Genomic DNA, 24,029 nt, shown 5'->3' with positions numbered 1-24,029 from the left:
CAGTTCCAATAACGGCAGCGCGGCGCGGCTCAGTGCCGTCCGCGCTCACCGGTGCGGGACACCACCGACGCCCCCGCGATCAGCTCCTTGAGCAGTGCCAGCGAGGCCGCGCCGCAGGTCCGGAACGGATCGAGCTCGGCGCGCGCGGAGAACTTGAGCAGCGTGGCGGTATTGATGCGTGCCGCATTGACCTGGCCCATCGCCCAGCCGGCAAAGTCGCGCGTGCAGGTTTCCTCGAAATGCAGCAGCGTCACGTCGTGGTGGCGCGGGTCGCGCGCGATCGACTGGAATAGCTGCGACACGTCCTGCCGGTCGCCTTCCAGCGCCTGCAGGAAGATGCCGTTGCCGTGGCACAGCACGCCGGTAATGCCGTGGCGCGGATTGCGTTCCAGGCTGGCGGCCAGGATGGCGTCGAGCACGGCGGCGTCGATGGCCTGGCGGGCACGGCTGGCATAGAGCAGGCGGACTAGCATGGTCGTGGCGCTCGGTGGTTGCGGCTGGGCGAGGCTCGGGCAAGCGGCCTAGCCGCGGTTATGGTTGAGCAGCGTGAGGAATTCGCGGCGCAGGCTGTCGTCCTTCAGGAACGAGCCGCGCATCACGCTGTTGGTCATCTTGGCGTCGGTGTCGCGCACGCCGCGCCAGTGCATGCAGAAGTGCTCGGCCTCCATCACGATGGCGAGGCCGTCGGGATTCATCTTTTCCTGCAGCAGGTCGGCCACTTGCGCCACGGCCTCTTCCTGGATCTGCGGGCGGCACATGATCCATTCGGCCAGGCGCGCGTACTTGGACAGACCGATCAGGTTGGAATGCTGGTTCGGCATCACCCCCACCCACAGCTTGCCGATGATCGGGCACAGGTGATGCGAGCAGGCACTGCGCACGCGCAGCGGGCCCACGATCATCAGCTCATTGAGCTGGCCGACGTTGGGGAACTCGGTCACCGGCGGCGCCTTGGCGTAGCGGCCGGCGAAGATTTCCTTCAGGTACATCTTGGCGACGCGGCGCGCGGTTTCCTGGGTGTTGTGGTCGTTGTCGACGTCGATCACCAGCGCGCGCAGCACGTCTTCCAGGCGCGCCTGCACTTCGGCCTGCAGCTGCTCCATCTCGCCGGGCTCGAGGTAGTGCGAGATATTGTCGTTGGCGTGAAAGCGCTCGCGCGCGGCCTCCAGCCGTGCGCGGATGCGGGCCGAGACGCTGTGGGCGTGGCGGTGGCCGGCATCGTCGCCGTCGTTGCTGTCCTTCGCGCGGTGCGCCGCGTCCTTGCTGGTCATGGTCATGCGTGGTGGGATGGCGTGGATGTGTGCGCAGCGGGTGTGCCGGATTCACTATATGGCAGATGCCGTGGCCTCACAACCCGCGCGGGATATGGGAAAGTACTATGCGGCGAGTCGATTACGCCACACCCGCGCGCCGCTCCGTGAATAGTTGATGACATCGCTCAAGCCCGCGCCGCACAACGCCGACAAGCGAACATAATGTCTGCACAACGTTAGTATCCAGGCGGCCTATGAAGGCCGCCGGTACCCGGCCGCTGGGATGCGCGGCCTGACTTTTGTCGGGATCCACCTAATCATGCCGATTGCCTTTCCGTGCAGCAGCCTGATGCTGCTCCATGTGGTGACAGTGCCGCTGCCGGCCACGCCGGTGGAAACGGGGGTGGCCGAACACCACGCCAGCGCGGTGCGCCATGGCGCGACCGGCCTGCGCCGGCCGCTGGTGCCGGCCCCCAACAGACCCGCGGCCAATGACGCCGCCACAGGCTGAGGCAGCCGTTTAAAGCAGCAGCAGCAGCGCCAGCGCCGGCAGCATCGCTGCCGGCATGACCACGGCCCCCACGCGCAGGAACTGGCCGGCGCTGACCATATGGCCTTCGCGCCGCAGTGCCGTGAGCCACAGCAGTGTGGCCAGCGAGCCTGTGACCGACAGGTTGGGGCCCAGGTCGATGCCGATCAGCACCGCGCCGGTCACGGCATGCGACGCATGCCCGGCCGCCAGCGCCGAGGCCGCGATCAGGCCGGCCGGCAGGTTGTTGGCGATATTGCCCGCCAGTGCCACCGCCGCGCCCACGCCCAGCAGGGCCAGCGCGCCGCCGTCGCGCGACGCCGCTTGGACGGCATCGGCCAGGTGGCGGATCACCGCGGTCTGCTCCAGCGCCGCCACCAGCACGAACAGCCCTGCAACCATTGGCAGTACCCCCCATGAGACTTCGCGCAAGGCCGGCACCAGCAGCTCGCGCCGGGTGGCGCAAACCAGCAGCAGGGTGGCCACGCCCGCCGCGCAGGTCGGCCAGCCCAGCGCGTCGCCGCGCAGCGAGGCCACCAGCAGGACCAGTCCGGTCAGCACGATGCCCAGCGCCGTGAGCCACGCCTGCGGCGACAGCGGCGGCACCGGCACGTCGTGCTCGATGGGCTCGGCCAGCGCCGCGCGCTGGGTCCACCACAGCGCCGCCAGCGTGGCCAGCACCGCCACCAGCGACGGCAGCGCGAAGCTCGCCAGCCAGCCCGCCAGCGGCGGCATGCGTTCGCCGAAGATCACGAGGTTGGCCGGGTTGGAGATCGGCAGCACGAAGCTGGCGGCATTGGCGATAAAGGCGCACGCGTACAGGTAGGGCAGCGGATGGCGGACCCGCGCGGCGCGGGTGGCGGCCAGCACCGCGGGCGTCAGCACCACGGCGGTGGCGTCATTCGACATGAACGCCGTCACCAGCGTGCCGAAGCCGTACACCAGCAGCAACAGCCGCAGCGCCGAGCCGCGCGCCTGGCGCACGGCCAGCGCGGCAACATGGTCGAACAGCCCGGTCTTGCGGGCCAGTTCGGAGATCAGCATCATGCCGGCCAGGAACAGGTACACGTCGAAGCCGCGCATCACTGCCGCGAGCGCATCGGGCAGCGCCAGCAGGCCGGTGGCGCACAGCAGCAGCGCACCGCCGGCGGCCCAGAACGCTTCAGGCAGGCGGAACGGGCGGAACAGGACGCCGGCTGTGGTCAGCGCGGCGACCGACCAGATCAGCAGCGGGCTGTGGCTGGACATCGGGATCGGGACAGTGGAAACCCGGAAGTCTACAGGCTGGCGCCGGCGGGGACTGCCGGCGTGGCGGCGCCGGGCGCCGGCAGGCCGGTTGCCGGACTGGTGACGGGGGTCGGCGTGGGGGCAGCCGCTGCCGCGGCCGCGCCAAGGTTGCTGGCGATCGGATCCGCCACCGGCGGAACAGCCGGTGCCGGCGGCGGGAAGCCGATCGATGCGATGCCGTGGCTGCCGTCGGCATACTCCGCGTACATCCAGTCGTCGCCCACGCGCACCACCCCGGCGGGCGCCGCGCTGTCGGGCACCGGCACGCCCGCGAGGCGCCCTTCCATGTAGGCGGCCCATACCGGCAATGCTGTGGTGGCGCCGAATTCATGCTCGCCCAGGCTGCGGTTGTCGTCGTAGCCCATCCACGCCACCGTGACTACGCCGCCGGCGTAGCCGGCGAACCAGCCGTCGACCGAATCGTTGGTGGTGCCGGTCTTGCCGGCCACGTCCTCGCGGCGCAGGTAGCGGCGCACGCCGGCGCCGGTGCCGTCGTCGACCACGCTGCGCAGCAGGCTGTCCATGACAAAGGCATTGCGCGCGCTGATCACGGGCGCCGGGGCGGCGCGGTCTTCGGCCCCGGTGTCGGCGGAGAAGAGCACCTTGCCCTCGCTGTCGGTGATGCGGGCGATCAAATAGGGTTCAACGCGATGGCCGCCGTTGGCAAACACACCATAGGCCGCGGCGAGGCGCAGCGGCGAGGTGGTGCCGGTGCCCAGCGCCAGCGGCAGGTAGCGCGGCAGCCGCCTGGGCGAGAAGCCGAAGCGGCTGGCGAATTCCACCGTGTAGGGGATGCCGATTGACTGCAGCGTGCGGATCGCGGGCAGGTTGCGCGATTCGGCCAGCGCCTGGCGCACGGTGATGGGGCCGACAAAGCGCCCGTCGTCGTTGGACGGCTGCCAGCGCGAACCATTGGCCAGCGGCGCGTCGTTGATCAGCGTGCCGGGCGATACGCCGCGTTCCAGCGCCGCGGCATAGACAAAGGGCTTGAAGGTCGAGCCCGGCTGGCGCTGCGCCTGGGTGGCGTGGTTGAAGCGGCTGGCGGCAAAGCCGGTGCCGCCCACCATCGCCTCGATCGCCCCGGAGGCGCTGTCCAGCGACACCAGCGCGGCCTGCGGCCCCTGCGACAAGTCCTTGACGAACTTGCGGTGGCGGCGCGCATAGCCCTCCAGCCCGCCGTGCACGGCATCGTAGGCCAGGGTCTGGCGCACCGACGACACCGTGGTGTAGACCTTCAGGCCGCGCGTATAGGCCTCGTCGCCAAAGCGCTCGCGGGCCAGCTGGCGCGCCAGTTCGGCCACATACTCCGCATGCCCGGCAAAGCTGCCGGGACTGTCGTCGGTGAGCGCCAGGCGCGCGGCGCGGGCCTCGCGGTAGTCGTCCTGGCTGATCATGCCCAGCGCCAGCATGCGGCCCAGCACATACTCCTGGCGGCGCTTGGCGCGCGGGAAGTTGACCACCGGGTTCATGCTCGAGGGCGCCTTGGGCAGGCCCGCCAGCATCGCGGTCTCGGCCAGCGACAGCGACGCCAGCGGCTTGCCGAAGTACGCATGCGCGGCGCTGCCGAAACCATAGGCATGCTCGCCCAGGTAGACCTGGTTCATGTACAGCTCGAGGATGCGGTCCTTTGGCAGGGACTGGTCGATGCGCCAGGCCAGCAGCATTTCATACCACTTGCGCGCCAGCGTCTTCTCGCGCGACAGGTAGAAGTTGCGCGCCACCTGCATGGTGATGGTGGAGGCGCCCTGCGCGTAGCCCTGGCCCAGGTTGGCCAGCGCGGCGCGGAACACGCCCGGGATGTCGACGCCCTCGTGCTGGTAGAACTGGTCATCCTCGGCCGCGAGCAGCGCCTGGACCATGCGCCGCGGAATCTGCTCGAAGGGGATGAACTCGCGGTGCTCGCTGCCGAACTCGCCGATCTGGACGTTGTCGCTGGTGTAGATCCGCAGCGGCACGTCGGGCCGGTAGTCGCGCAGGGCATCGACCGGGGGAAGCTGCCGCAGGCTGAGCACGGCGGCAAAGCCGGCAAGCAAGGCACCGGCCGCAGCCAGCGCCAGTGCGGCGCCGCCTGCCTTGACTGCAAATTTTTTCATGCGCGCATTTTACCCGCTGTGCCGGTCCGGATCAGCGGTTGGCCGCCAGCGGCAACGGATTGCCGAGCTCGTCATGGTCGACGGGCTGGGTGCCGGGGGCGGCCGGCGGGGCAGTCGGCACGATCGTCGACGGCGCTGGCTGTGCCGTTGCCGGCTCCGCCATGCGCAGCCTGGCCTGGCTGTGCTGGCGCGCGAATTCGCACAGCGACAGCCAGGTCTGCTCGCGTTCGATGATGGTGAAGTGATCGGTGCCAGGCACGGTCTGCAGCGCCACCGGGCCGGGCCAGGCAGCCATGAGCCGTTCGGAGCATTCGTGGGGCACCACTTCGTCGGTTTCGGCCAGCAGCACCTTGGTGCTTTGCACCACCTTCTTGCAATGCGAGATCGAATCGAAGTGGTGGCGCATCAACTGGCGCAGCGGCACCAGCGGGAAGCGCTTGCGCACCAGTTCCAGCAGCGAGTCGTAGGGCGTGATCAGCTGCAGGCTCTCGAAATCCTGCAGGTCCGCCAGCTGGATCGCCACGCCGGTGCCCAGGCTGCGCCCCACCACATGCACGCGGGTGCCGGGAAAGACACGCCGCACATGCAGCAGGAACTGGCTGGCGTCGGCCACGGCGGCAGCTTCGGACGGGCGGCCGTCGGAGTGGCCGAGGCCCCGGTAATCGTAAGTGGCAAAGGCCATGCCGGCAGGCAGCCAGCGCGCGTAATGCAGCGTTTCGAGCACATCTTCGCCGCGGCCCGGCAGGTAGAACAGCAGGTCGCGCGCGGTGTCGCCGGCGTGATGGATATAGCCGCGCACCACGCCGCCGGGGATCTGGTGCGAATAGCCGATGATGCCGTCGGGCAGGTCGCGCGGCGCGCGCCGGTGGGCGTCGAACAGCAGCCGGTCCTGGTTGAGCGTCAGGTAGGTCCAGTAGCAGGCGAAGCCGCTGGCGGTCATCAGCGCGGCTGCCAGCGCGCGGCGGGTGGTCAATGGCATGGCAATTCCCGGGGCCGCGGCCAGGCGTGGCGCGTGCGCACCGGCCTTGCCGCCCAGCCGCGCAGCCTATCTCATTTTTGCCGGTCGCGCGGGCGCAACGCAAGCCTGCCGGCGCAGTTCTTGTACGATATGCCTCATTCAGGCGCGCGCACCCCACCGAGACGGCGCGCCATACGGAGCCAACGGGCATGAGCGAGCAGAAGCACGAGCAGTACCGCGCCGAAGAGGCGCAGGCAATGGAGCGCGTGGTTGCGGCCACGCGGCAGGTACAGGTGGCCTTTACCGCCTTGCAGACCCACTATCCGCCGCAGGGCAGCGGCAAGCCGTCGAAGCTGGCGCTGCAGACCTTCGATGCGGCGCTGCAGGCGCTGGAGGACGCCCAGGCCACCTTCGACGAGATCCTGAACGACCTGCTCGACGAGAAACGCTGAGGCGGCCGGGCGCGGCGCAGGGGGCGCTACAGGGCCGCAAGCCTGTGATAAGGTTGGCGGACAACAGCCGCCCCCGGACGGCAGGGCAGCGGCCAGGCGCGCCGCCGGCCCATACAGGAGACCCGCCGTCATGCATCGTGCCGCCGATCCCGCCGCGCTTTCCGATTTCACCCGCCAGGCTGCCGCTCCGGCCGATCCGACCGACACGGACCGCGCTGACCTGATCGCGCGCGCGCACGCGCGCTCGGCCGGCTTCGGCCTGGATGCGCGCCATGCGCCCGGCTTCGACGCCGTGAGCCCGCGCGCGCTGGGAGAGCTGGTCGACGCCAGCCGCGACCTGCACCGCCATGCGCTGCCGGTGATGGAGACCCTGCATGCGCAGATCGCCAATACCGACAGCATGGTACTGCTGACCGACCGCAGCGGCGTGATCCTGCACAGCCTGGGCGACGGCGATTTCGTGGCGCGGGCGCGGCGCGTGGCGCTGGCGCCAGGGGTGTCGTGGTCAGAGCCGAGCAAGGGCACCAATGCCATCGGCACCGCGCTGGCCGAGGCCCGTCCCACGCTGGTCCACGCCAGCGAGCATTTCCTTGAGTCCAACCATCAGCTGACCTGCTCGTGCGCGCCGATCACCGGGCCCACCGGCGCGATCCTGGGCGCGCTGGACGTCAGCGGCGATCATCGCGGCTTCCACCGGCACACCATGGCGCTGGTGCGGATGTCGGCGCAGATGATCGAAAACCACCTGTTCGCCAACCACTTCCCGGACGCGGTGCTGGTGCGCTTCCATGCGCGGCCCGAGTTTGTCGGCACGCTGTTCGAAGGCATGGCGGCGTTCTCCCCCGACGGCGCCTTCCTCGCCGCCAACCGCAGCGGGCTGTTCCAGCTTGGGCTGGCGCCGCACGCGCTGGCGGCGGCCGGCTTCGCCGAACTGTTCGGCCAGCCGGTGCGCGTGGCGATGCGGGCGCGCGCCACCGCGGCCGGCTTGCTCCAGGTGCTGACGCTGCCCAGCCGGGTGCAGGTGTTTGCCCGGATCGATTTCCTGGCCGCGCCCATCGCAGTGCGTCAGCCGAGCGCGGAAGACCCGCTGCCGCCGGCGCTGGCCGCACTCGATACCGGCGACGCCAGCGTGGCCGCGGTGCTGCGCCGCGTGCGCAAGGTCAGCGGGCGCGATATCACCATCCTGGTCCAGGGCCGCACCGGTACCGGCAAGGAGTGGCTGGCACGCGCCATCCATGCAGCCTCGCCACGCGGCAACGGGCCCTTCGTCGCGGTCAACTGCGCAGCGATCCCCGAATCCCTGATCGAGGCCGAGTTGTTCGGCTATGAAGAAGGCGCCTTCACCGGCGCGCGCCGCCGCGGCTGCGCAGGCAAAGTCGTGCAGGCGCACGGCGGCACGCTGTTCCTGGACGAGATCGGCGATATGCCGCTGGCGCAGCAGGTGCGCCTGATGCGCGTGCTGCAGGAGCGCGCCGTGACCCCGCTGGGCAGTGCCCGCGCAGTACCGGTCGATGTGCGCGTGGTCTGCGCCACCCACCGCGACTTGCGCGCGATGATTGCGCAAGGCACCTTCCGTGAAGACCTGTACTACCGCATCAATGCGCTGGCCGTGACGCTGCCCCCGCTATGCGAGCGCAGCGACCTGCTGGCGCTGGTCGACCGCATCCTGCAGCGGCAAGGCGATGAGGCCGGCATGCAGTCGCCACTGCGCATCGATGCGCAGGTGCTGGCGCTGCTGCGCCGGCATCCATGGCCGGGCAATATCCGCCAGCTTGCCAACGTGCTGCACACGGCGGCGATCCTGGCGGAGGGGGAGATCGAGATCGGCGTGGAACACCTGCCGGAAGGGTTTGAGCAGGAGTGCGGAAATGTGGCAGAGCGCAGTGATGCTGCGGCTGAAGTAGAAGCGCCGGCGTCATCGAAGGCCAGCCGCATGCACGACTGGGAATCCGGCCTGATCCGCCAGGCGCTCGCCAGGCACGGCGGCAATGTCAGCCACGCGGCGCGTGAGCTGGGGGTGTCGCGCAATACGATCTATCGGCGTTTGAGGGAGGGGTTGGAGGGCGAACCGGAATCGGAGCACTGAGGCGTCAAGCCCGGCCCGTCGCATCCAGGCAGTCCGGGATGCTCATGCGTAGATGTGCACCCGGCTCCGGATGGCCCTTGAACGGCTTGATATCTGAACCCCCTGTTGCCGACAGCCCTGCCGGGCTCCATCTCCGCCAGCATAAGTTCAGCCGTCAACCTGAGATTCTTGGTCTTGTGTGCAAGCTCGCCCCGGATTTTCGGCGCGGCGCCCTAATGCACGGGCTGTCAGCCGACGATCAGAATTTGTGCCGCAGTCCCGCCGTCGCGCCGAAGCGGCTGCCATGGCCAAACATCGGGGTAGCGAAATCCGTCTGTCCGCCCAACGTGCGCCAAGCGCCGGAGAGCGTGGTGTAGTCGGCTTCCACATAGACATCGGTACGCTTGCTGAAGACGTAGTCCAGCATCAGCGCGCCAGTGAAGCGGTTACCAGTGGTGGAGCCGTGCTTGAGACGGTCAAACGTACCCATGGCGATAAGCGACCACGCCGGCATGAAGACATACTTCACGCCCGAATAGACAGCGTGGTTGCGATAATCGGCGGCGTCAACATTGCTGTTGGTGTACCCAAGATACAACGTCGCCGGCCCGGTATTGTAGGTGCTGCCGAGCGACCAGACATTCTGGTTGCTGGTAGGGACCTTCACGCCGTAATAGGTATTGGTGTCCCGCATGCTTTGGTAGCCGCCTGCCGCCAAGAAGGGACCGGCCGCATAGCTCAGGCTGGCGCCGGTGGAGGACGATTTGGCGAAGCTGCCTGCCGTCTCGCCAAAGGCGTGCTGCGCGGCAAAAGTCAGACCACCGAAGGCGCGCGTGTACTTGATCATGTTGTCCTGGCGCACGCCACCGGTGTAGGGGCCGCCTTGGAAGCCGACGATACCCAGGCTCGCCAGCGCCATCGCGTCATAGCTGGCGATGACTTCGTGAATGACGGTAAATTGGCGACCCAGCGTGACGGTTCCGAATTCCCCCTGCAAGCCGACATAGGCCTTGCGGCCGAAGAGACGGCCACCTTGCTGGCTCACACCGGTGTCTGGCGCGAAGCCAGATTCAATCACGAACAGGGCCTTGGTGTTGCTGCCGAGGTCTTCGGTGCCGTGCATGCCCCAGCGGGATCCGGTCAGTACGCCGTCGCCCATCTGCACCTTGCTATTGCCGGCGGCGTTCTCGTTGGTGGTATATCGAATGGTGTTGTCCAGAAGGCCGTATAGCGTGACGCTGGCATGCGCCAACACCGGCATTGTCATCGCGCTTCCCGTTGCGAACAGTATTGAAAGCTTCCTTCTCATGATTCCTCCATCTACTAATAGGCACAAACAAAAGGCGTGAGTCAGGCCTCGGGAAACGGGAATCCCATTTCTCCTGGCATGAACAACACGGTTTTTTGGGCGACCGAACCGGCAGGTCAGAGATCAGTCATCAATCGAAAGCGGCTGATATTTTGGTCTCAAAGCGCACTGATATCCTTCCGCGGTGCAAGCACGCGCGCCTCCGATGCGAGCCACTCCGCTACGCTCGTGACCAGCGCGTCGATATCATCAAACCGCTCCGCGCCAGCAACCACCGGCGCGTCGAGCATGGTGAAGACACGCTTGCCCCATTGCAGCCCTAGCGCGATTTCCGACAGCGTGCCAAGTCCGCCCCCCACCGCGATCAGGCAGAGCGACGCGCGTGCAATCAGCGCGTTGCGCGTGATCCCAAGCCCGGTGGGAAGCGCCACAGTCAGAAAGCCGTTGGCGGCCGTGGCATCGTCCTCGGGCAGCAGCCCGATCACGATGCCTCCTGCCTGTTGACATCCGCGGGCGGCCGCTTCCATCACACCGCCTTTACCACCGCTGAGCAGGGGCATACCGCTCCTCGCCAGCGCGTAGCCGAGAATGCGCGCTACATCGAGTTGCTGCGCCGTGGCCTCGCGCGGCCCGATTAGTCCGACCGGCATAGCATGACGTGCTGGGCCGACTTGCCTGGCTGCCACGCGCGCTAGCGCGACACATGTGCGTTCGGACAATGTTGCGTTAGCGCCGGCGTACAAGGCATTCTCCAAGTGCGAGCACACAGGTGCACACGGCCATCAGCAACAGCGATAGCACGGCGGCCTGTGGGAAATCTGTCTGTCCGTCGGAGAGCTTCAGGTAGATCAGCAACGGCAGGATATTGATCTGCGTGCCGGCCAGGGCAAGCGCGGTACCATAGGTGCCGAGCGCAATTGATGTGACAAGGCACCACGAGGCACCGATCGATGGCCACAGCTCCCGCAGCGCGATGTCGAATATCGCGCGCAACGGCGTGGCGCCGAGGGTCAGTGCGGCTTCGATTGGACGCCGGTCCAGATTGGCGATGGCCGGATAGAGCATGAGCGCAACGCGCGGAATCAGGTAGTACGCATACGCTGCTACCAGGCCCGCGGTTGTGTAGATCAGCGTGCCGGTAGCGGCAGGATCCGCTCCGGCAAGTGCAAGCAGGTTCGTCACGAAGCCCGCACGCCCAAAGGCGAGGATGAAGCCGTAGGCGATCACCAATCCCGAGAATGCCAGCGGCACGCCAAGTAGCGCGAGCAGCCAGCGGCGACGTGCAGGTGGCTGCGCCGCGAGGAGGGTCGCCAGCGGCAGGCCCACCACGACCGATACGGTGCCAGCCGCCAGCGCCAGTACCAGCGAGTGTCCGAGGGCATCGACCACCAGTGGATCCTGCGCCAGCCGTGTAAAGGCCCAGAGGCCGTACTCGCCGGCCGACGCCACGAGTGTGCCGAGCGGCAGAACGAAGAAGAACACCATCAGCAATCCCGCTGGGACAGCCCCGTAGCGTCGAAAAAGCCCGCTTGGCATCGAAGTCGCCTGCATCGACTGCACCTTACTTAGCGAGCGCTGCTTGTGCCCACAGGCGATCCACCTCGGCCTTCCTGGCCGCCGCCTTTGTGACGTCGAGCGGATGCACCTGCGGTGTGTCAGGCATCTTCGCGCGGATCTCTTCCGGTAGCGGCACTCCGGGTACGGCCGGTCGTACGTAACCTTGCGCGAACAGGGTCTGACCAACATCGCTCATGATCAGGTTCAGCCAAAGCTTGGCGGCGTTCGGGTTCGGGCCATTCTTGACCAGGCTGATCGCATACGGCGCGGATACGCTTGCCTCCTTCGGAATCACGACCTCGACAGCATCCCCCATGCCATCGGTGTACTTCGCCTTCAGGCCGTCGTTCTCATAACCGATCAGGATCGGGATCTCACCCTTAACGAACTTCGCATAGGGGGTGGCGCCCTCTATGCGCATCACACTGCCCGCTTCGCGCAATTTGCCGAAGAACTCCGCCCCTGGCTTCGGATTGTCGACACTGCCACCAAACGCGTAGGCAGCGGCGAAGACCGCCACCTGGCCTTGTCCAGTCGAGCGCGGATCCAGATAGACCACCGCGTTGCGGTATTCCGGCTTCAGCAGATCGCCCCAGCCCCGCGGAACCTCCTTCACCAGCTTCTTATTGACGAGGAAGGCGATGTTAAGCGAGTGCACGGTGAACCAGCGGCTGTCCTGCCCGCGGAACACCGCCGGCAGCTTCTCGAAGTTGTGCGGCTTGTACGGGGCAACCAGATCCTTGCTCTCGGCATCGAGAGCGGAGGCCGCGAAGTAGTAAGCCGTATCGGCTTGCGGTCGACGGCGAGCCTTGTCGAGCGCAACTACGGTCGCCGCCGACCCGATGTCGTTGTAAGTCAGCTCGACCTTGGGGTAGCGCTTTCTGAACTCAGCGAATAGCGACTTCCAGTTCGCCCATTCCGGCCCAGTGTCAAACGAAACGACCAGACCCTCCTCAGCAGCTTTTGCGTAAAGCGCGTCTTCGCCCGGATACAGTGGATCTGCCGGCGCGGCTTGCACGCCCGAGGCGGCGATCAGCATCGTCAGCGCGCAAACGTGCCCAATTGCCGGGATCGCAACCGATAGTGGTCGATGGTTCCTGGTGGTGGTCATTGTGGTGGTACTCCAGCAAGCAATGGAAATCAAAGGGAAATTCCGCGCGGTGCGGGCAGCACACGCAGATGCTCAGGCGCGACAGCAATGCCGTGCTCGGCGAGCCGGCGTCCCTCACACAGCAGCGGCTGCGAGACGCCTTGCGGGATGAAGTCGTAGCGGGACGTAGCGCCGAAGTAGCGCACCTCGCCCAGTCGGCCACTGATCCGATTCAGCGTGGCCTCCGGCGGGTCGGGCTGCACGTGCTCGGGGCGCATCAGCACATCAACCTTCTCGCCGATGCGAAAGGCACCGGTATTCGCATACAGGACCGCAAAGGAAACATCGACCAATCCGGGGGCAAGCACACGTCCCGGCATCACACATGAATGCCCGACAAAGCGCGCCACCGTTGCCGATGCAGGCTGGTCGTACAGGCGCTGTGGCGTATCCACTTGCAGGATGCGGCCGTCGTCCACCACCGCCACGCGGTCGGCAATGCTCAGTGCTTCGTCCTGGTCGTGAGTGACCAGTAACGTAGTGGCATTGCAGGCGCGCTGCAACTCCCGAATCTGGTCACGCAGCTGCTGGCGAATACCGGCGTCAAGCGCGGCCAGCGGCTCATCGAGCAGCAGGACCCGCGGCTCGAACACCAACGCGCGGGCCAGTGCAACGCGCTGCTGCTGGCCGCCCGACAAGGAGGTCGGGCGTCGATCCGCATGCTCGCCCAGACCCACGCGCTCGAGCATCTCTTTCGCCAGGGACCGGCGCGCAGCGGTGCTAATACCGCGCATCCTCAGGCCGTAAGCCACGTTGTCGAGCACGCTCAGGTGCGGGAAGATGGCGTACTGCTGGAACACCATGCCAACTTCGCGCTGCCAGACGGGCACACCCGCCACATCGGTGCCGCGGATTGAGATACGCCCTCGATACCCGTCCAGCAACCCGGCGGTCAGGCGCAGGATGGTCGACTTGCCGGACCCGCTGCGGCCCATGACCGCCAGCAGTTCACCTTGCGCGACCGACAGCGTGACGGCGTCAATACCGCGTTGCGCGTCTGCGTAGGCAAAGCTCACGTTTTGAAACTCGAGACTCATGGTGTTTCCTGCTTCATCCGTTGAACCGTGTTGACTGACGTCAGCGTCGCTGCTACCGCCAGTCCGAGCAGCACAACCGTGGCCGCACATGCCATACCCGTTGCACCATAGAACGCCTGGAGCAGGACCACGGGGTAGTTGCGGTAGCGGAAGCCAGCAATCAGGTTGGATACCTGGAATTCGCCTATCGACAGCGCCGACACCATGACCAGCCCCGAGAACAGGCTCTGCCTGAGATTTGGTAGGACGATCGTGAAGAACTGCTGCGCTGGGGTGGCGCCAAGCGTGGCAGCGCACATTTCGAGCTTCGCGATATCGAGATGACGCAGGTCACTCAGAAGTGTCTGCACCAGATACGGCAGCGTGAGCACGGTATGCGCGGCAATCAGCAGCGGCAGCGAGCCGAGCCAGGGCAGCGTGTCACTGCCAAAGACGGTGATATAGCCAAAGCCCAGTGTGAGAGCAGGCACCGCGACAGGCAGCAGCGTGACGATACGACTTATTGTGCCGCGCCCGGCTAGCGCGCCATGATGGAGCGCATACGCAAGCGGCACCCCAGTTGCAGCTGCCGCACCGCAGCAAGCCAATGCGACCAGCAGGCTCGCGCCGAAAGCGCGCCGGAAACTCGTATTCCCGGCAAGCTCCGCGAACCAGCGGCCGGTGATGCCCGTTGGCAGCAGCGTGTTGGTCCAGATTTCACCAAACGCCCCCGTCACCAATAGCGCGATCGGCAAGAGCAGATAAATTGAAAAGCAGGCAAGGACGAGATAAAGCGAAAGTTTCCAGGCGGAGATCCGCCTTTTCCGTTTGCGCGGAATCAGGGGATGCGGCCGCACAGCCGTTACGGCGGATGGTTGCATGCGAGCATTCCTTGGCAAGAGGACCGCGTGAATGCGGCACAGTGCGTTGAATGGCCCGCATTGTTCCAAGGTGACATGACGTCGTCATGAAGAGAACATAGAAAAGGCGCAATGACCTGTGCATATTTGGAACATGTTCAAGATTTGGGACGACAGCAGATGAAACACCTCTACCCGAGCATGACCGAACTGCTCGCTTTCATCAGTTCCGCGAAGTACCTGAACTTTTCGCGCGCCGCACGCGATCTGGATCTCACCCCCAGCGCGGTCAGCCGACAGATCGCCAATCTCGAGTCGTACCTTCGCACCCAACTCTTCGTTCGCGACGGCCGCAACCTGGCGCTCACTCGGTCTGGCAGCCTGTATCTCGCGCGCGTCGCGAATCCCGTCCGAGACATTGGCAGTGCCTCGCTCGAGTTGTTAGCTGCCATGGCTGAGAACGATCTGTTGACGATTGCCAGTGTGCCCACCTTCACCACCAAATGGTTGATCCCCCGGCTACCTGGCTTTCTGTCCGATATGCCTGGCGTCACCATCAGCTTTAGCCGCCATCTCGCGCGCGGGGATCCGTTTCCCTTGGATCTCGATGCAGCCATCCGCTATGGCGACGGCAAGTGGGAGGGCGTCGTCAGCGACTACATTGACGGCCGTACCTTCGTATTGGTGTGCTCGCCGGACTTCCCGGATACGTACGTTCTACGCCAACCACAAGACGCAGCGCGCGCTCCTCGGCTACTGCACGGCCAGGCGGAAGTCGTCTGGAGGCAGTGGGCGGAGCACTATGCGGTGCTGGACATGCATGCGCTTGCGGGGCCACGCTTTGAGCAGTACTCGGTCCTGATTCAGGCAACACAGGCGGGGCTCGGTCTCGCCCTCGTCCCTGGCTTTCTCGTCCACGACAACCTTGCCGCCGGTACGCTGATCGAGCCACTGGCTGCACCCATAGATGTCGAGCAAGGGCACTATCTCTGCTACTTTCCTGAGCGCCTCGAGACGCGGCCGCATCTGAAGGGTTTTCGCGATTGGCTGCTGGCGCAGGCTTGTGCGCGCTGATCCCGCTTACCGGATGACTGCGCGTGACAATGTCCTTCCTTGAGAAGGAAGCGCGGGGGTCAGTTCACAAGCGGAAGAGGGGGCAAACAGTCGGCAAGCGGTCAGCCGCTGGCAATCGTGCATCGGCAGGCAATCACCCCACACGTCCCATCACAACGCCGGCTGCGCCGCCAGCCATGCAGCCTCTTCATCGCTGAACAACTCCGAACGCGTCAAAAACCGCTTCCCCGTCCGTCCCTCCAGCGAGAACATCCCGCCCGCGCCCGGCACGACATCGATCACCAGCCGCGTGTGCTGCCAGTACTCGAACTGCGCCCGCGTCATGTAGAACGCCGCGCCGCCGATCTCGCCCAGGCAGACATCGGCGGCACCCACCAGCAGTTCGCCGGCGGGATAGCACATCGGCGCGCTGCCGTCGCAGCAGCCCCCTGACTGGTGGAACATCAGCGGGCCATGCCGCGCGGCCAGCTCCGCGATCAGCGCTAGGGCGGCCGGTGTTGCCATCACGCGTGCGACCGGCGCGGCGGCGTCAGGGGAAGCGGAAGCAGGCATGGGCTTTCTCCGGTTCAGGCGGCGAAGTCCAGCACCACGCGGCCTTCGACCTTGCCGTTGCGCAGGCGCCCGAAGATATCGTTGATGTCGTCGAGCTTCGCGGTCGATACCGTGGCCTTGACGTCGCCGTGCGCGGCAAAGTCCAGCGACTCCTGCAGGTCGCTGCGCGTGCCGACGATGGAGCCGCGGATGGTGATGCCCTTGAGCACCACGTCGAAGATCGGCGTGCCGAAATCGCCCGGCGGCAGGCCGTTGAGGGCAATGGTGCCGCCACGGCGCACCATGCCGATGGCCTGCGAGAACGCGATCGGGGACACCGCCGTCACCAGCACGCCGTGCGCGCCGCCAATCTCCTTCTGCAGCCACGCGGCGGGCTCGGTGGTGCGCGCGTTGACGGTGGCTTCCGCGCCCAGCCTGCGCGCCAGCGCGAGCTTGTCGTCATCGATATCGACCGCCGCCACGCGCAGGCCCATGGCGCGCGCATACTGCACGGCGACGTGGCCCAGGCCGCCGATGCCGGAGATCACCACCCACTGGCCGGGCCGCGTGTCGGTGACCTTCAGGCCCTTGTAGACCGTCACGCCCGCGCACAGGATCGGCGCGATCTCGACAAAGCCGACCTTGTCCGGCAGCAGGCCCACGTAGTCGGGATCGGCGACCACGTATTCGCCATAGCCGCCGTTGACGGAATAGCCGGTGTTCTGCTGCTTCTCGCATAGCGTTTCCCAGCCCTGCAGGCAGTGCTCGCAGTAGCCGCAGGCGCTGTAGAGCCAGGGCACGCCGACGCGGTCGCCTTCCCTTACGCGGGTGACGCCGCTGCCGACGGCAGAGACATAGCCCACGCCTTCGTGGCCGGGGATAAAGGGCAGGGTGGGTTTGACCGGCCAGTCGCCGTCGGCGGCATGCAGGTCGGTGTGGCACACGCCGGAGGCCTCGATCTTGACCTGGATCTGGCCGGGGCCGGGTTGCGGAACAGGAACTTCATCGATCGTAAGCGGCGCGCCGAATTCGCGCACTACCGCAGCTTTCATCATCGCTGGCATCTCGACTCCTGGTTCAGGTTGACCCCGCGCCGCGGGGCACCACCGGATGATGGCATGGCGTAGGCCGCATTGCACGGCCAAAACGCCATGCCTTGAGCGTGGTCAGAAGAACCCGAGCGCGTTGGGGCTGTAGCTCACCAGCAGGTTCTTGGTCTGCTGGTAGTGGTCGAGCATCATGCGATGGTTCTCGCGGCCGATGCCGGACTGCTTGTATCCTCCGAATGCGGCATGCGCGGGGTAAGCGTGGTAGCAGTTGGTCCACACGCGCCCCGCCTGGATGCCGCGGCCCATGCGGAAGGCGCGCGCGCCGTCACGGGTCCAGACGCCGGCACCCAGGCCGTAGAGCGTATCGTTGGCGATGGCCAGTGCCTCTTCCTCATCCTTGAAAGTGGTCACCGATACCACCGGCCCGAAGATCTCTTCCTGGAAGATGCGCATCTTGTTGTGGCCGGCGAATACGGTCGGCTTGACGTAGTAGCCGCCCGCCAGGTCGCCGTCCAGCACGTTGCGCTCGCCGCCGGTGAGGCACTGCGCGCCTTCCTTGCGGCCCAGGTCGATGTACGACAGGATCTTCTCCAGCTGTTCGGCCGAGGCCTGCGCGCCGATCATGGTGCCGGTGTCGAGTGGATGGCCCTGGCGGATCGCGGCCACGCGCTTGAGCGCGCGCTCCATGAAGCGGTCGTAGATCGATTCCTGGATCAGCGCGCGCGACGGGCAGGTGCAGACCTCGCCCTGGTTCAGCGCGAACATGGCAAAGCCTTCCAGCGCCTTGTCGAAGAAGGCGTCGTCGGCGGCCAGCACGTCTTCGAAGAAGATGTTGGGCGACTTGCCGCCCAGCTCCAGCGTCACCGGGATCAGGTTCTGCGACGCGTACTGCATGATCAGGCGGCCGGTGGTGGTCTCGCCGGTGAAGGCCACCTTGCTGATGCGCGGGCTCGATGCCAGCGGCTTGCCGGCTTCCAGGCCGAAGCCGTTGATCACGTTGACCACGCCCGGCGGCAGCAGGTCGCCGATCACTTCCATCAGCACCAGGATCGACGCAGGCGTCTGTTCCGCGGGCTTGAGCACCACGCAGTTGCCGGCGGCCAGCGCCGGGGCCAGCTTCCAGGTGGCCATCAGCAGCGGGAAGTTCCACGGGATGATCTGGCCGACCACGCCCAGCGGCTCATGGAAGTGGTAGGCGATGGTGTCGGCGTCGATCTCGGAGATGCCGCCTTCCTGCGAACGGATGCAGCCGGCAAAGTAGCGGAAGTGGTCGACCGCCAGCGGCAGGTCGGCGGCGGTGGTCTCGCGCACCGGCTTGCCGTTGTCGATGCTCTCGGCCACGGCCAGCAGCTTCAGGTTGGCTTCGATGCGGTCGGCGATGCGGTTCAGGATGTTGGCGCGCTCGGTGGTGGAGGTGCGCGCCCATGCGGCCTTGGCGGCGTGCGCGGCGTCCAGCGCGGCATCGACATCCTGCTGGCCCGAGCGCGGCACGCGCGTGAACGGCTTGCCGGTGATCGGCGTGACCGATTCGAAGTACTCGCCGCCGGCCGGCGGCACCCACGCGCCGCCGATGTAGTTTTCGTACTGCTGCTTGTAGGGGTTGCTGACGCCCAGCTGGGCGATTTCCGCCATGTTCATGTCTCGCTCCGTTCAGTGAACTGTGTGGTGTCGTCACGGCGTGGATGCCGCGCGCACGGCAGGCAGATCGCAAGAGCTGTGCCGGGGCGGGATCGGAGCAAAAAACGGGGGAAACGCGGGGAAAACCGGAGGCGCGTGCGCAGGAATCGGGTGGGATGTGTCACGCGCCGGCGCGGCTGTGCCAGCGCGTGACAGCGGGTGTTCCAGAATGGAACACCCCGGCAGGGCCTCAGTGCCCGGGGCCTGCCGCGCGCAGCGCCTTGACGGCGGTGGGCGTCACGTCGGCCGGCTGGCCGCCCCAGGTGGCGCGCAGGTAGTTGGCCAGCTGCGCCAGTTCTTCATCGTTCATGCGCGCGGCAAAGCCCGGCATGTCCTGCATGGCTTCCGTGCCGGGGAAGCGCTGCGCCTCGATGCCGTCGAGCATCGACACGATCAGGTTGTGCGCATCGGCGTTGCGCACGGTGGAGTTGCCGGCCATCGGCACCGCCACGTGCGGCTTGCCTTCGCCCTCGCGCCCGTGGCAGCCGGCGCAGACCGCCACGTAGTGGCGCCGGCCCGGTGCCAGCTGCGCGGCATCGGCGTTGATGGCCTTGACCGGCTGCGGCGCGGGTGCCTTGTCACCGAGCAGGTAGGTGCTCATCGCCGCCAGGTCGCCCTGGTTCAGGTACTGGCTGCTCAGATGCACCACCGGGTACATCTCGCCGAAGGCCGAGCCTTGCGGCGCGATGCCGGTGGCAAAGAACTGCTGCAGGTCCGCCGCGGTCCAGCCGCGTGTGGCCAGGCCGGCGGGGGTGATGTCCGGCGCGCCCACGCGTGCCAGCGCGGCGCCAGCCAGGGGCCTGGACAGGTCCAGCCGGCCAAACGCGGCGCGCGGCGTATGGCATTCGGCGCAATGGCCGAGCGCGTTGGACAGATAGCGGCCGCGCTGCCACGACTCGGAATTGCCGGAGGAGGCATCGGGCAGCTTGTTCTCCAGGAACAGCAGGTTCCAGCCCACCAGCGCAGAGCGCAGGTTGTACGGGAACTGCAGGTCGTGCGGGCGGTTCGGCACGGCCGCCGGCTTCACCTGCATCAGGTAGGCGTACATGGCGTCGGTATCCGCGCGCGACAGGCCGCGGTACGAGGTGTACGGCATCGCCGGATAGAGATGCTTGTCGGGCGTCTTGCCGTCATGCAGCGCGGTGTAGAAGTCGTCGGCGCTCCAGTTGCCGATACCGTGCTTCTTGTCGGGCGTGATGTTGGTCCCGTAGAACTTGCCGAACGGCGAGGCCAGTTCCACGCCGCCGGCAAACGGCGCGCCCTGCGGCGCGGTATGGCAGGCGGCGCAGTCGCCCGCGCGCATCAGGTAGCGGCCGCGCGCGATCTGCTCGGCGGGCGGGAGCTGGGTCTTGGGCGCCTGGTCGGCGGCCGGGGCGACGGCTTCGGTGTCGCCGCCGCAGCCGGCCACCAGCGTGGCGGCGGCCAGCGCGGCAAAAGCCGCGCGGGCGAGGTTCAGGAAGGCGGGTCGCTGCATCACTTGGCGCTCCCGCTGTCCTTGACCAACCCAGGAGTGCTGGTGATCACGTCTTTCACGGCCTTGTAGTACCGCACATACCCCGTGCAGCGGCAGATATGGCCATCCAGCGCGGCGGTGATGGTCTCGTCGACCTTGTCCCTGGCCACCGGCTTGCGCTTGAGCTGTTCCACCAGGATAGTCGCGCCGTTGACGAAGCCCGGCGTACAGTAGCCGCACTGGAAGCTGAAATGCTCCAGGAACTTCTGCTGCACCGGCGTGAGCTCGACCACCTCGCCCTTGTCGTTGCGCTTGCCGTGGCCTTCCACGGTGCGCACCTTGCGGCCCTGGAACCAGTGCGCGCCGGTGATGCAGCTGCGCACTTCCTCGCTGGTGCCGTCGGCCTTGTCGTGGATCACCACGCAGGCATGGCAGATGCCCTGGCCGCAGCCCAGGCGCGAGCCGGTCAGGTCCAGGTACTCATGCAGGAAGTCGATCATCATCAGGCCTTCGGGCACGTCGAGCGGGCCGACGTCCTTGCCGTTGATGTTGAGCGTAAGGGGTTGGGTGGCGATGCTCATGCGAGGACCTCCTGGATCTTTTCGGCCGTGACCGGCAGGTCGGTGAAGCGGTGGCCGATGGCATGCGCGATGCCGTTGACGATGGCGCCCACCACCGGGATCATCACCACCTCGGCGATGCCCTTGGGCGGGTCGGTTTCAGAGACGGGTGGCAGCACTGTGCCGCTCTGGGACCACACGGCCACGTCGCTGGCGCGCGGCAGGTGGTAGCGGTTGAAGTTCCAGGTGCCGTTGCCGGGGCCGTCCTCGTAGAGCGGCAGGTATTCATGCAGCGCGTGGCCGATGCCCATGGCGACGCCGCCCTGCAGCTGGCCGGACACCAGTTGCGGCGACAGCTGCGTGCCGCACTCCATGATGGAATGGTGCGACAGCACCTCGACCTTGCCGCTGGCCTCGTGCACCGACAGTTCCACCAGTGTGCCGATCGCGCTGTAGTACGTGACCGCGGCGTTGTTGCGCTGCGTGGGCGCGATGTAGACCTTCTTGCGGTCGAGCACGTCGTAGCCGCCGCTGGTGCGCATGCGTGCCTTGCGCGCGCTGTCGGCACCATCGCCGTAGCGCACCGACAGGCCGTCGATGGGCAGCCGCGCGGCGTGGCCGTTGATGTCGAAATCGGCCTCGCTCCACTGCCAGCGGTTGAATACGTGCACGGTGGCCCCGGTGACCAGGCCCATTTCATGCGCCTTGGCTGCCAGCTGCTCCAGCGGCAGCGCCTGCAGGCCGCCGGCACTGAGCTTGCCCTCGGTCCAGCGCGCGTCTTCGACGCGCACCACCAGCGAGGCCGCCTGGCCGCCGCCGATGCCCTGGCTCCAGATCGCCATCGCCGCCGGCCACAGGCCATGCATGAAGACCACGCGCGCGGCTTCGCGCGTGCTGTGGGTGAAGTAGTAGGCCGAGTTGGTGGCGCTGGAGGGCGATGCGTACGACGGCGTCCAGCGCGGGTTGGCGGACAGCCGGTCCTGCTCGGCCTGGCTCATCAGGTAGGGATCGCCGGAAGTCACCATCGGCAGGTCGGCCCACTCGGTGACCGAGGTGCGCACCTCGGCCGCAGGCTTGCCCAGCCAGCGCGCCACCGCGGCGGCCTGCGAGGTCGACATGCCGGTGCCGATCTCGGCGCCGGAGTGATGCAGCGCGATGCTGCCGTCGGCCTTCATCTCGACCCGGGCGAACGAGGCTTCGGCGCCGGTGCCGAAGTCCTTCTGCACGCAGGCAAAGCCCACGCCGTAGCGGCGGCCCGGGTTGGCGGCTTCGAACTCGGCCTTCTTCTTTGCGCGGCCGGTCCACAGCGGATGCGCCCTGGCCGCTTCCAGTACTTCGTCGACACGGATCGCGCCGGCGGGGATGGCGCCCTGCGTGTTCTTCATGCCGGAGCGCAGCGCGTTCTTCAGCCGGAACTCGATCGGGTCGAGCTTGAGCTGTTCGGCAAACTCGTCGACCATCATCTCGGTCGCGGCCATGCTCTGCAGCGTGCCGTAGCCGCGCGCCGAGCCCGCGTCGATGGCGCGCGAGGCGATCGCGACCGCGCTCAGGTCGTTCTTCGGGAAGTAATAGATCGACTGCGCCGCGGTGGCGCCCACCATCGCCACCGAGGGCGAGAAGTTGGCGCGGCCGCCGCCGTTGGCCTCCAGGTCGCCCTGGAACGCCTGGAACAGGCCCGTCTTGCGGTCCACGGCGATGCGGTAGCGCATCTTGAAGGCGTGGCGCTTGATCGAGGTCTGGAACTGCTCGTAGCGGTCGTTGGCCAGGCGCACCGGCTTGCCCTCGGCATAGAGCGCCGTGACCAGGCCGTAGAACGGGACGTTGTAGTGGTCCTTGGAGCCGTAGCCCACGGTGTAGCACGGGTGCAGGAACACCTGCTTCACCGGGAACGCACCCTTGGCCTTCGCCAGCATTTCGCCCGCGCTTTCGGCGACTTCGATCGGCGATTGTGTCGGCACCACCATGTGCAGTGCCTGCGCGGCGGCGTCGTACCAGCAGTTGGCGTTGTCGGGCTCCAGCGCCGCGGTATCGATCGACTGCGTGTTGTACTCGCGCTCCAGCACCAGCCAGTCCTCGGGCGGCCTGGCCAGCTGCGCGCGGATCGCGCCGGCGTGGTACATGCCCTGCTCGCCGAGCTGGCCGTGGTCCTTGCCGTCCGGCCACACCGGCTGGTGCTTGCGCATCATGCTGGGAAACACCGGCGCGTTCTTCAGGCTGGAGAACACGTCGTCATCTTGCGGCGTGGCGCCGCCCACGCGCACGAAGCGGAAGGTGCCCCATGGATCGCGCTCGAGCGGACCCGTCCTGGCGCCATAGCGGACCACGTCGTCGCGGAACTTGAGCTTGTCCTTGGCAAAGCGGAAGCGCGCGAAGTCGTGATAGATCAGGATTGCCACCGCGTGGCCCAGGTAGGCCGGGGTCTTGCCCCTGGGCAGCAGCATGTCTTCGCCGTAGAAGGCGGGGAAGGCCACGCCGTCGCGGGCAAGGTCTTCCGCGGTGACCACGCGGTCCGGCTTCAGTTCGTCGCCCAGCACGGCGAGGTCGAAGCCCTCATAGGCGCGGTCGGCCTGCGTGGCGCGCAGGATGAAGGCGTGCGACTGCTGCGGCGGCCAGTGCGGCATGTCGCGCGCGCGGATATCGCGCGCAAACACCTTGGCGCCGGTGACCTTGGCGATGCCGTCGATGCGGAATTTCGGGATGCCTGCCTTGGGGTCCCACTGGACCGGGGTCAGGAGCTTGTCTTCGAACAATGCCGCGAAGGCTTTGCCGCCGATGGGTGCGATATAGACCGACACCCCGGCCACGACGCTGGCTTTCAGGAAAGTGCGCCGTGAAGGGTTGAAGCTGGGCATGGGGATTCCTTGGGGATTCCTTGGGGATTGCGCTGATGGCAGCCGGCCCGCGCCCCTTCCTGGCTGGCGCAGGTGCTGGAACGTCTGATGGGATCAGGATCGGCGACAGGGCCGGGCACGTCAAGGAGCGCCGGCGCCGGCGCCGGCACAGGGCGTGGCGCTTGCGGCCGCGGGGGCAGGCGCGGGCCAACGCCTTGCCGGCGCAGGCGAGCGGGGGGCGGGGCATTGCTTGTCATGGTCCTGGCGCGGTCTGGCTGCGCTGACCCGCGATTCTCGCCGCCCCTAAGGGTTAACCTCAAGCCGG

At 67.0% G+C, this 24,029-nt stretch carries 21 protein-coding genes; 4 read left to right on the top strand and 17 right to left on the bottom strand.

Translation table 11 applies throughout. The features are described 5' to 3' along the window. Positions 1 to 29: 29 nt before the first annotated feature. The gene (locus tag ACREYQ_RS27440; protein WP_432261115.1) at positions 30 to 473 is read right to left on the bottom strand and encodes a BLUF domain-containing protein; all 444 of its coding nucleotides are present in this window, start codon (positions 471 to 473) and stop codon (positions 30 to 32) included. Between the two features lie 48 nt (positions 474 to 521). Continuing rightward, complete coding sequence (gene folE, locus ACREYQ_RS27435) at positions 522 to 1,271, bottom strand: GTP cyclohydrolase I (RefSeq protein ID WP_432261114.1); 750 nt, start codon at positions 1,269 to 1,271, stop codon at positions 522 to 524. A gap of 301 nt (positions 1,272 to 1,572) precedes the next feature. On the opposite strand from folE, the gene ACREYQ_RS27430 reads away from it, so the two are divergent. Beyond that, positions 1,573 to 1,764, top strand: coding sequence for an arsenite efflux pump ArsB (locus ACREYQ_RS27430; protein WP_432261113.1), 192 nt, complete (start codon positions 1,573 to 1,575; stop codon positions 1,762 to 1,764). Positions 1,765 to 1,773: 9 nt separating this feature from the next. Here the strand turns inward: ACREYQ_RS27430 and ACREYQ_RS27425 are convergent, their stop codons facing one another. The 3 genes from ACREYQ_RS27425 to ACREYQ_RS27415 are packed head-to-tail and all read right to left on the bottom strand — an operon-like array spanning position 1,774 to position 6,141. Further along, positions 1,774 to 3,030 (bottom strand): arsenic transporter, encoded by a 1,257-nt coding sequence (locus ACREYQ_RS27425; RefSeq protein WP_432261112.1) that lies wholly within the window; start codon positions 3,028 to 3,030, stop codon positions 1,774 to 1,776. A 29-nt stretch (positions 3,031 to 3,059) separates the two neighbouring features. Continuing rightward, positions 3,060 to 5,162 carry a penicillin-binding protein 1A gene (locus ACREYQ_RS27420; RefSeq protein ID WP_432261111.1) on the bottom strand — a complete coding sequence of 701 codons (2,103 nt, stop codon included), beginning with the start codon at positions 5,160 to 5,162 and terminating at the stop codon, positions 3,060 to 3,062. A gap of 31 nt (positions 5,163 to 5,193) precedes the next feature. Beyond that, on the bottom strand, positions 5,194 to 6,141 hold the full coding sequence (locus tag ACREYQ_RS27415) for an alpha/beta hydrolase (RefSeq protein ID WP_432261110.1): 948 nt from the start codon (positions 6,139 to 6,141) through the stop codon (positions 5,194 to 5,196). A 188-nt stretch (positions 6,142 to 6,329) separates the two neighbouring features. Here ACREYQ_RS27415 and ACREYQ_RS27410 point away from each other — a divergent pair, with 188 nt between their 5' ends. Together ACREYQ_RS27410 and ACREYQ_RS27405 are read left to right on the top strand one after the other, a co-directional pair. Then, a complete protein-coding gene (locus ACREYQ_RS27410; protein WP_018308883.1) occupies positions 6,330 to 6,572 on the top strand; it encodes a hypothetical protein in 243 nt (80 codons plus the stop codon). 130 nt (positions 6,573 to 6,702) lie between these two features. Next, positions 6,703 to 8,658, top strand: coding sequence for a sigma-54-dependent Fis family transcriptional regulator (locus ACREYQ_RS27405; RefSeq protein ID WP_432261109.1), 1,956 nt, complete (start codon positions 6,703 to 6,705; stop codon positions 8,656 to 8,658). Between the two features lie 238 nt (positions 8,659 to 8,896). Here the strand turns inward: ACREYQ_RS27405 and ACREYQ_RS27400 are convergent, their stop codons facing one another. From ACREYQ_RS27400 to ACREYQ_RS27375, 6 genes are all read right to left on the bottom strand, one after another. After that, complete coding sequence (locus tag ACREYQ_RS27400; RefSeq protein ID WP_432261108.1) at positions 8,897 to 9,946, bottom strand: porin; 1,050 nt, start codon at positions 9,944 to 9,946, stop codon at positions 8,897 to 8,899. A 158-nt stretch (positions 9,947 to 10,104) separates the two neighbouring features. Beyond that, positions 10,105 to 10,596, bottom strand: coding sequence for a TIGR00725 family protein (locus tag ACREYQ_RS27395; RefSeq protein ID WP_432261107.1), 492 nt, complete (start codon positions 10,594 to 10,596; stop codon positions 10,105 to 10,107). 76 nt (positions 10,597 to 10,672) lie between these two features. After that, positions 10,673 to 11,497, bottom strand: coding sequence for an ABC transporter permease (locus ACREYQ_RS27390; RefSeq protein ID WP_432261106.1), 825 nt, complete (start codon positions 11,495 to 11,497; stop codon positions 10,673 to 10,675). A gap of 10 nt (positions 11,498 to 11,507) precedes the next feature. Beyond that, complete coding sequence (locus tag ACREYQ_RS27385; RefSeq protein WP_432262674.1) at positions 11,508 to 12,542, bottom strand: extracellular solute-binding protein; 1,035 nt, start codon at positions 12,540 to 12,542, stop codon at positions 11,508 to 11,510. Between the two features lie 101 nt (positions 12,543 to 12,643). Next, positions 12,644 to 13,690: an ABC transporter ATP-binding protein gene (locus ACREYQ_RS27380; protein WP_432261105.1), complete on the bottom strand. Its 1,047-nt coding sequence runs from the start codon at positions 13,688 to 13,690 to the stop codon at positions 12,644 to 12,646. Then, positions 13,687 to 14,550 (bottom strand): ABC transporter permease, encoded by an 864-nt coding sequence (locus ACREYQ_RS27375; protein ID WP_432261104.1) that lies wholly within the window; start codon positions 14,548 to 14,550, stop codon positions 13,687 to 13,689. Before ACREYQ_RS27375 ends, ACREYQ_RS27380 begins: the two co-directional genes overlap by 4 nt. Positions 14,551 to 14,709: 159 nt before the next feature. On the opposite strand from ACREYQ_RS27375, the gene ACREYQ_RS27370 reads away from it, so the two are divergent. Next, positions 14,710 to 15,603, top strand: coding sequence for a LysR substrate-binding domain-containing protein (locus ACREYQ_RS27370; protein WP_432261103.1), 894 nt, complete (start codon positions 14,710 to 14,712; stop codon positions 15,601 to 15,603). A 150-nt stretch (positions 15,604 to 15,753) separates the two neighbouring features. On the opposite strand, the gene ACREYQ_RS27365 is transcribed toward ACREYQ_RS27370, so the two are convergent. The 6 genes from ACREYQ_RS27365 to ACREYQ_RS27340 form a co-directional block, all read right to left on the bottom strand. Next, on the bottom strand, positions 15,754 to 16,155 hold the full coding sequence (locus ACREYQ_RS27365) for a DUF779 domain-containing protein (protein WP_432261102.1): 402 nt from the start codon (positions 16,153 to 16,155) through the stop codon (positions 15,754 to 15,756). A 14-nt stretch (positions 16,156 to 16,169) separates the two neighbouring features. Next, positions 16,170 to 17,198, bottom strand: a complete 1,029-nt coding sequence (gene adhP / locus ACREYQ_RS27360; RefSeq protein WP_432261101.1) for an alcohol dehydrogenase AdhP — start codon at positions 17,196 to 17,198, stop codon at positions 16,170 to 16,172. Between the two features lie 102 nt (positions 17,199 to 17,300). Further along, positions 17,301 to 18,821: an aldehyde dehydrogenase gene (gene adh, locus ACREYQ_RS27355; RefSeq protein WP_432261100.1), complete on the bottom strand. Its 1,521-nt coding sequence runs from the start codon at positions 18,819 to 18,821 to the stop codon at positions 17,301 to 17,303. 229 nt (positions 18,822 to 19,050) lie between these two features. Beyond that, a complete protein-coding gene (locus ACREYQ_RS27350) occupies positions 19,051 to 20,334 on the bottom strand; it encodes a c-type cytochrome (protein WP_432262673.1) in 1,284 nt (427 codons plus the stop codon). Continuing rightward, a complete protein-coding gene (locus ACREYQ_RS27345) occupies positions 20,334 to 20,894 on the bottom strand; it encodes a (2Fe-2S)-binding protein (protein WP_432261099.1) in 561 nt (186 codons plus the stop codon). The genes ACREYQ_RS27350 and ACREYQ_RS27345 overlap by 1 nt, the downstream gene beginning before the upstream one ends. Beyond that, positions 20,891 to 23,725 (bottom strand): xanthine dehydrogenase family protein molybdopterin-binding subunit, encoded by a 2,835-nt coding sequence (locus ACREYQ_RS27340; protein WP_432261098.1) that lies wholly within the window; start codon positions 23,723 to 23,725, stop codon positions 20,891 to 20,893. Before ACREYQ_RS27340 ends, ACREYQ_RS27345 begins: the two co-directional genes overlap by 4 nt. Between the last annotated feature and the right edge of the window lie 304 nt (positions 23,726 to 24,029).

The sequence above is a fragment of the Cupriavidus sp. TMH.W2 genome (assembly GCF_050847365.1).
Taxonomy (GTDB): Bacteria; Pseudomonadota; Gammaproteobacteria; order Burkholderiales; family Burkholderiaceae; genus Cupriavidus.
Note: the sequence above shows the minus strand (reverse complement) of the source record. Positions and strands in the feature narration are given on the sequence as shown.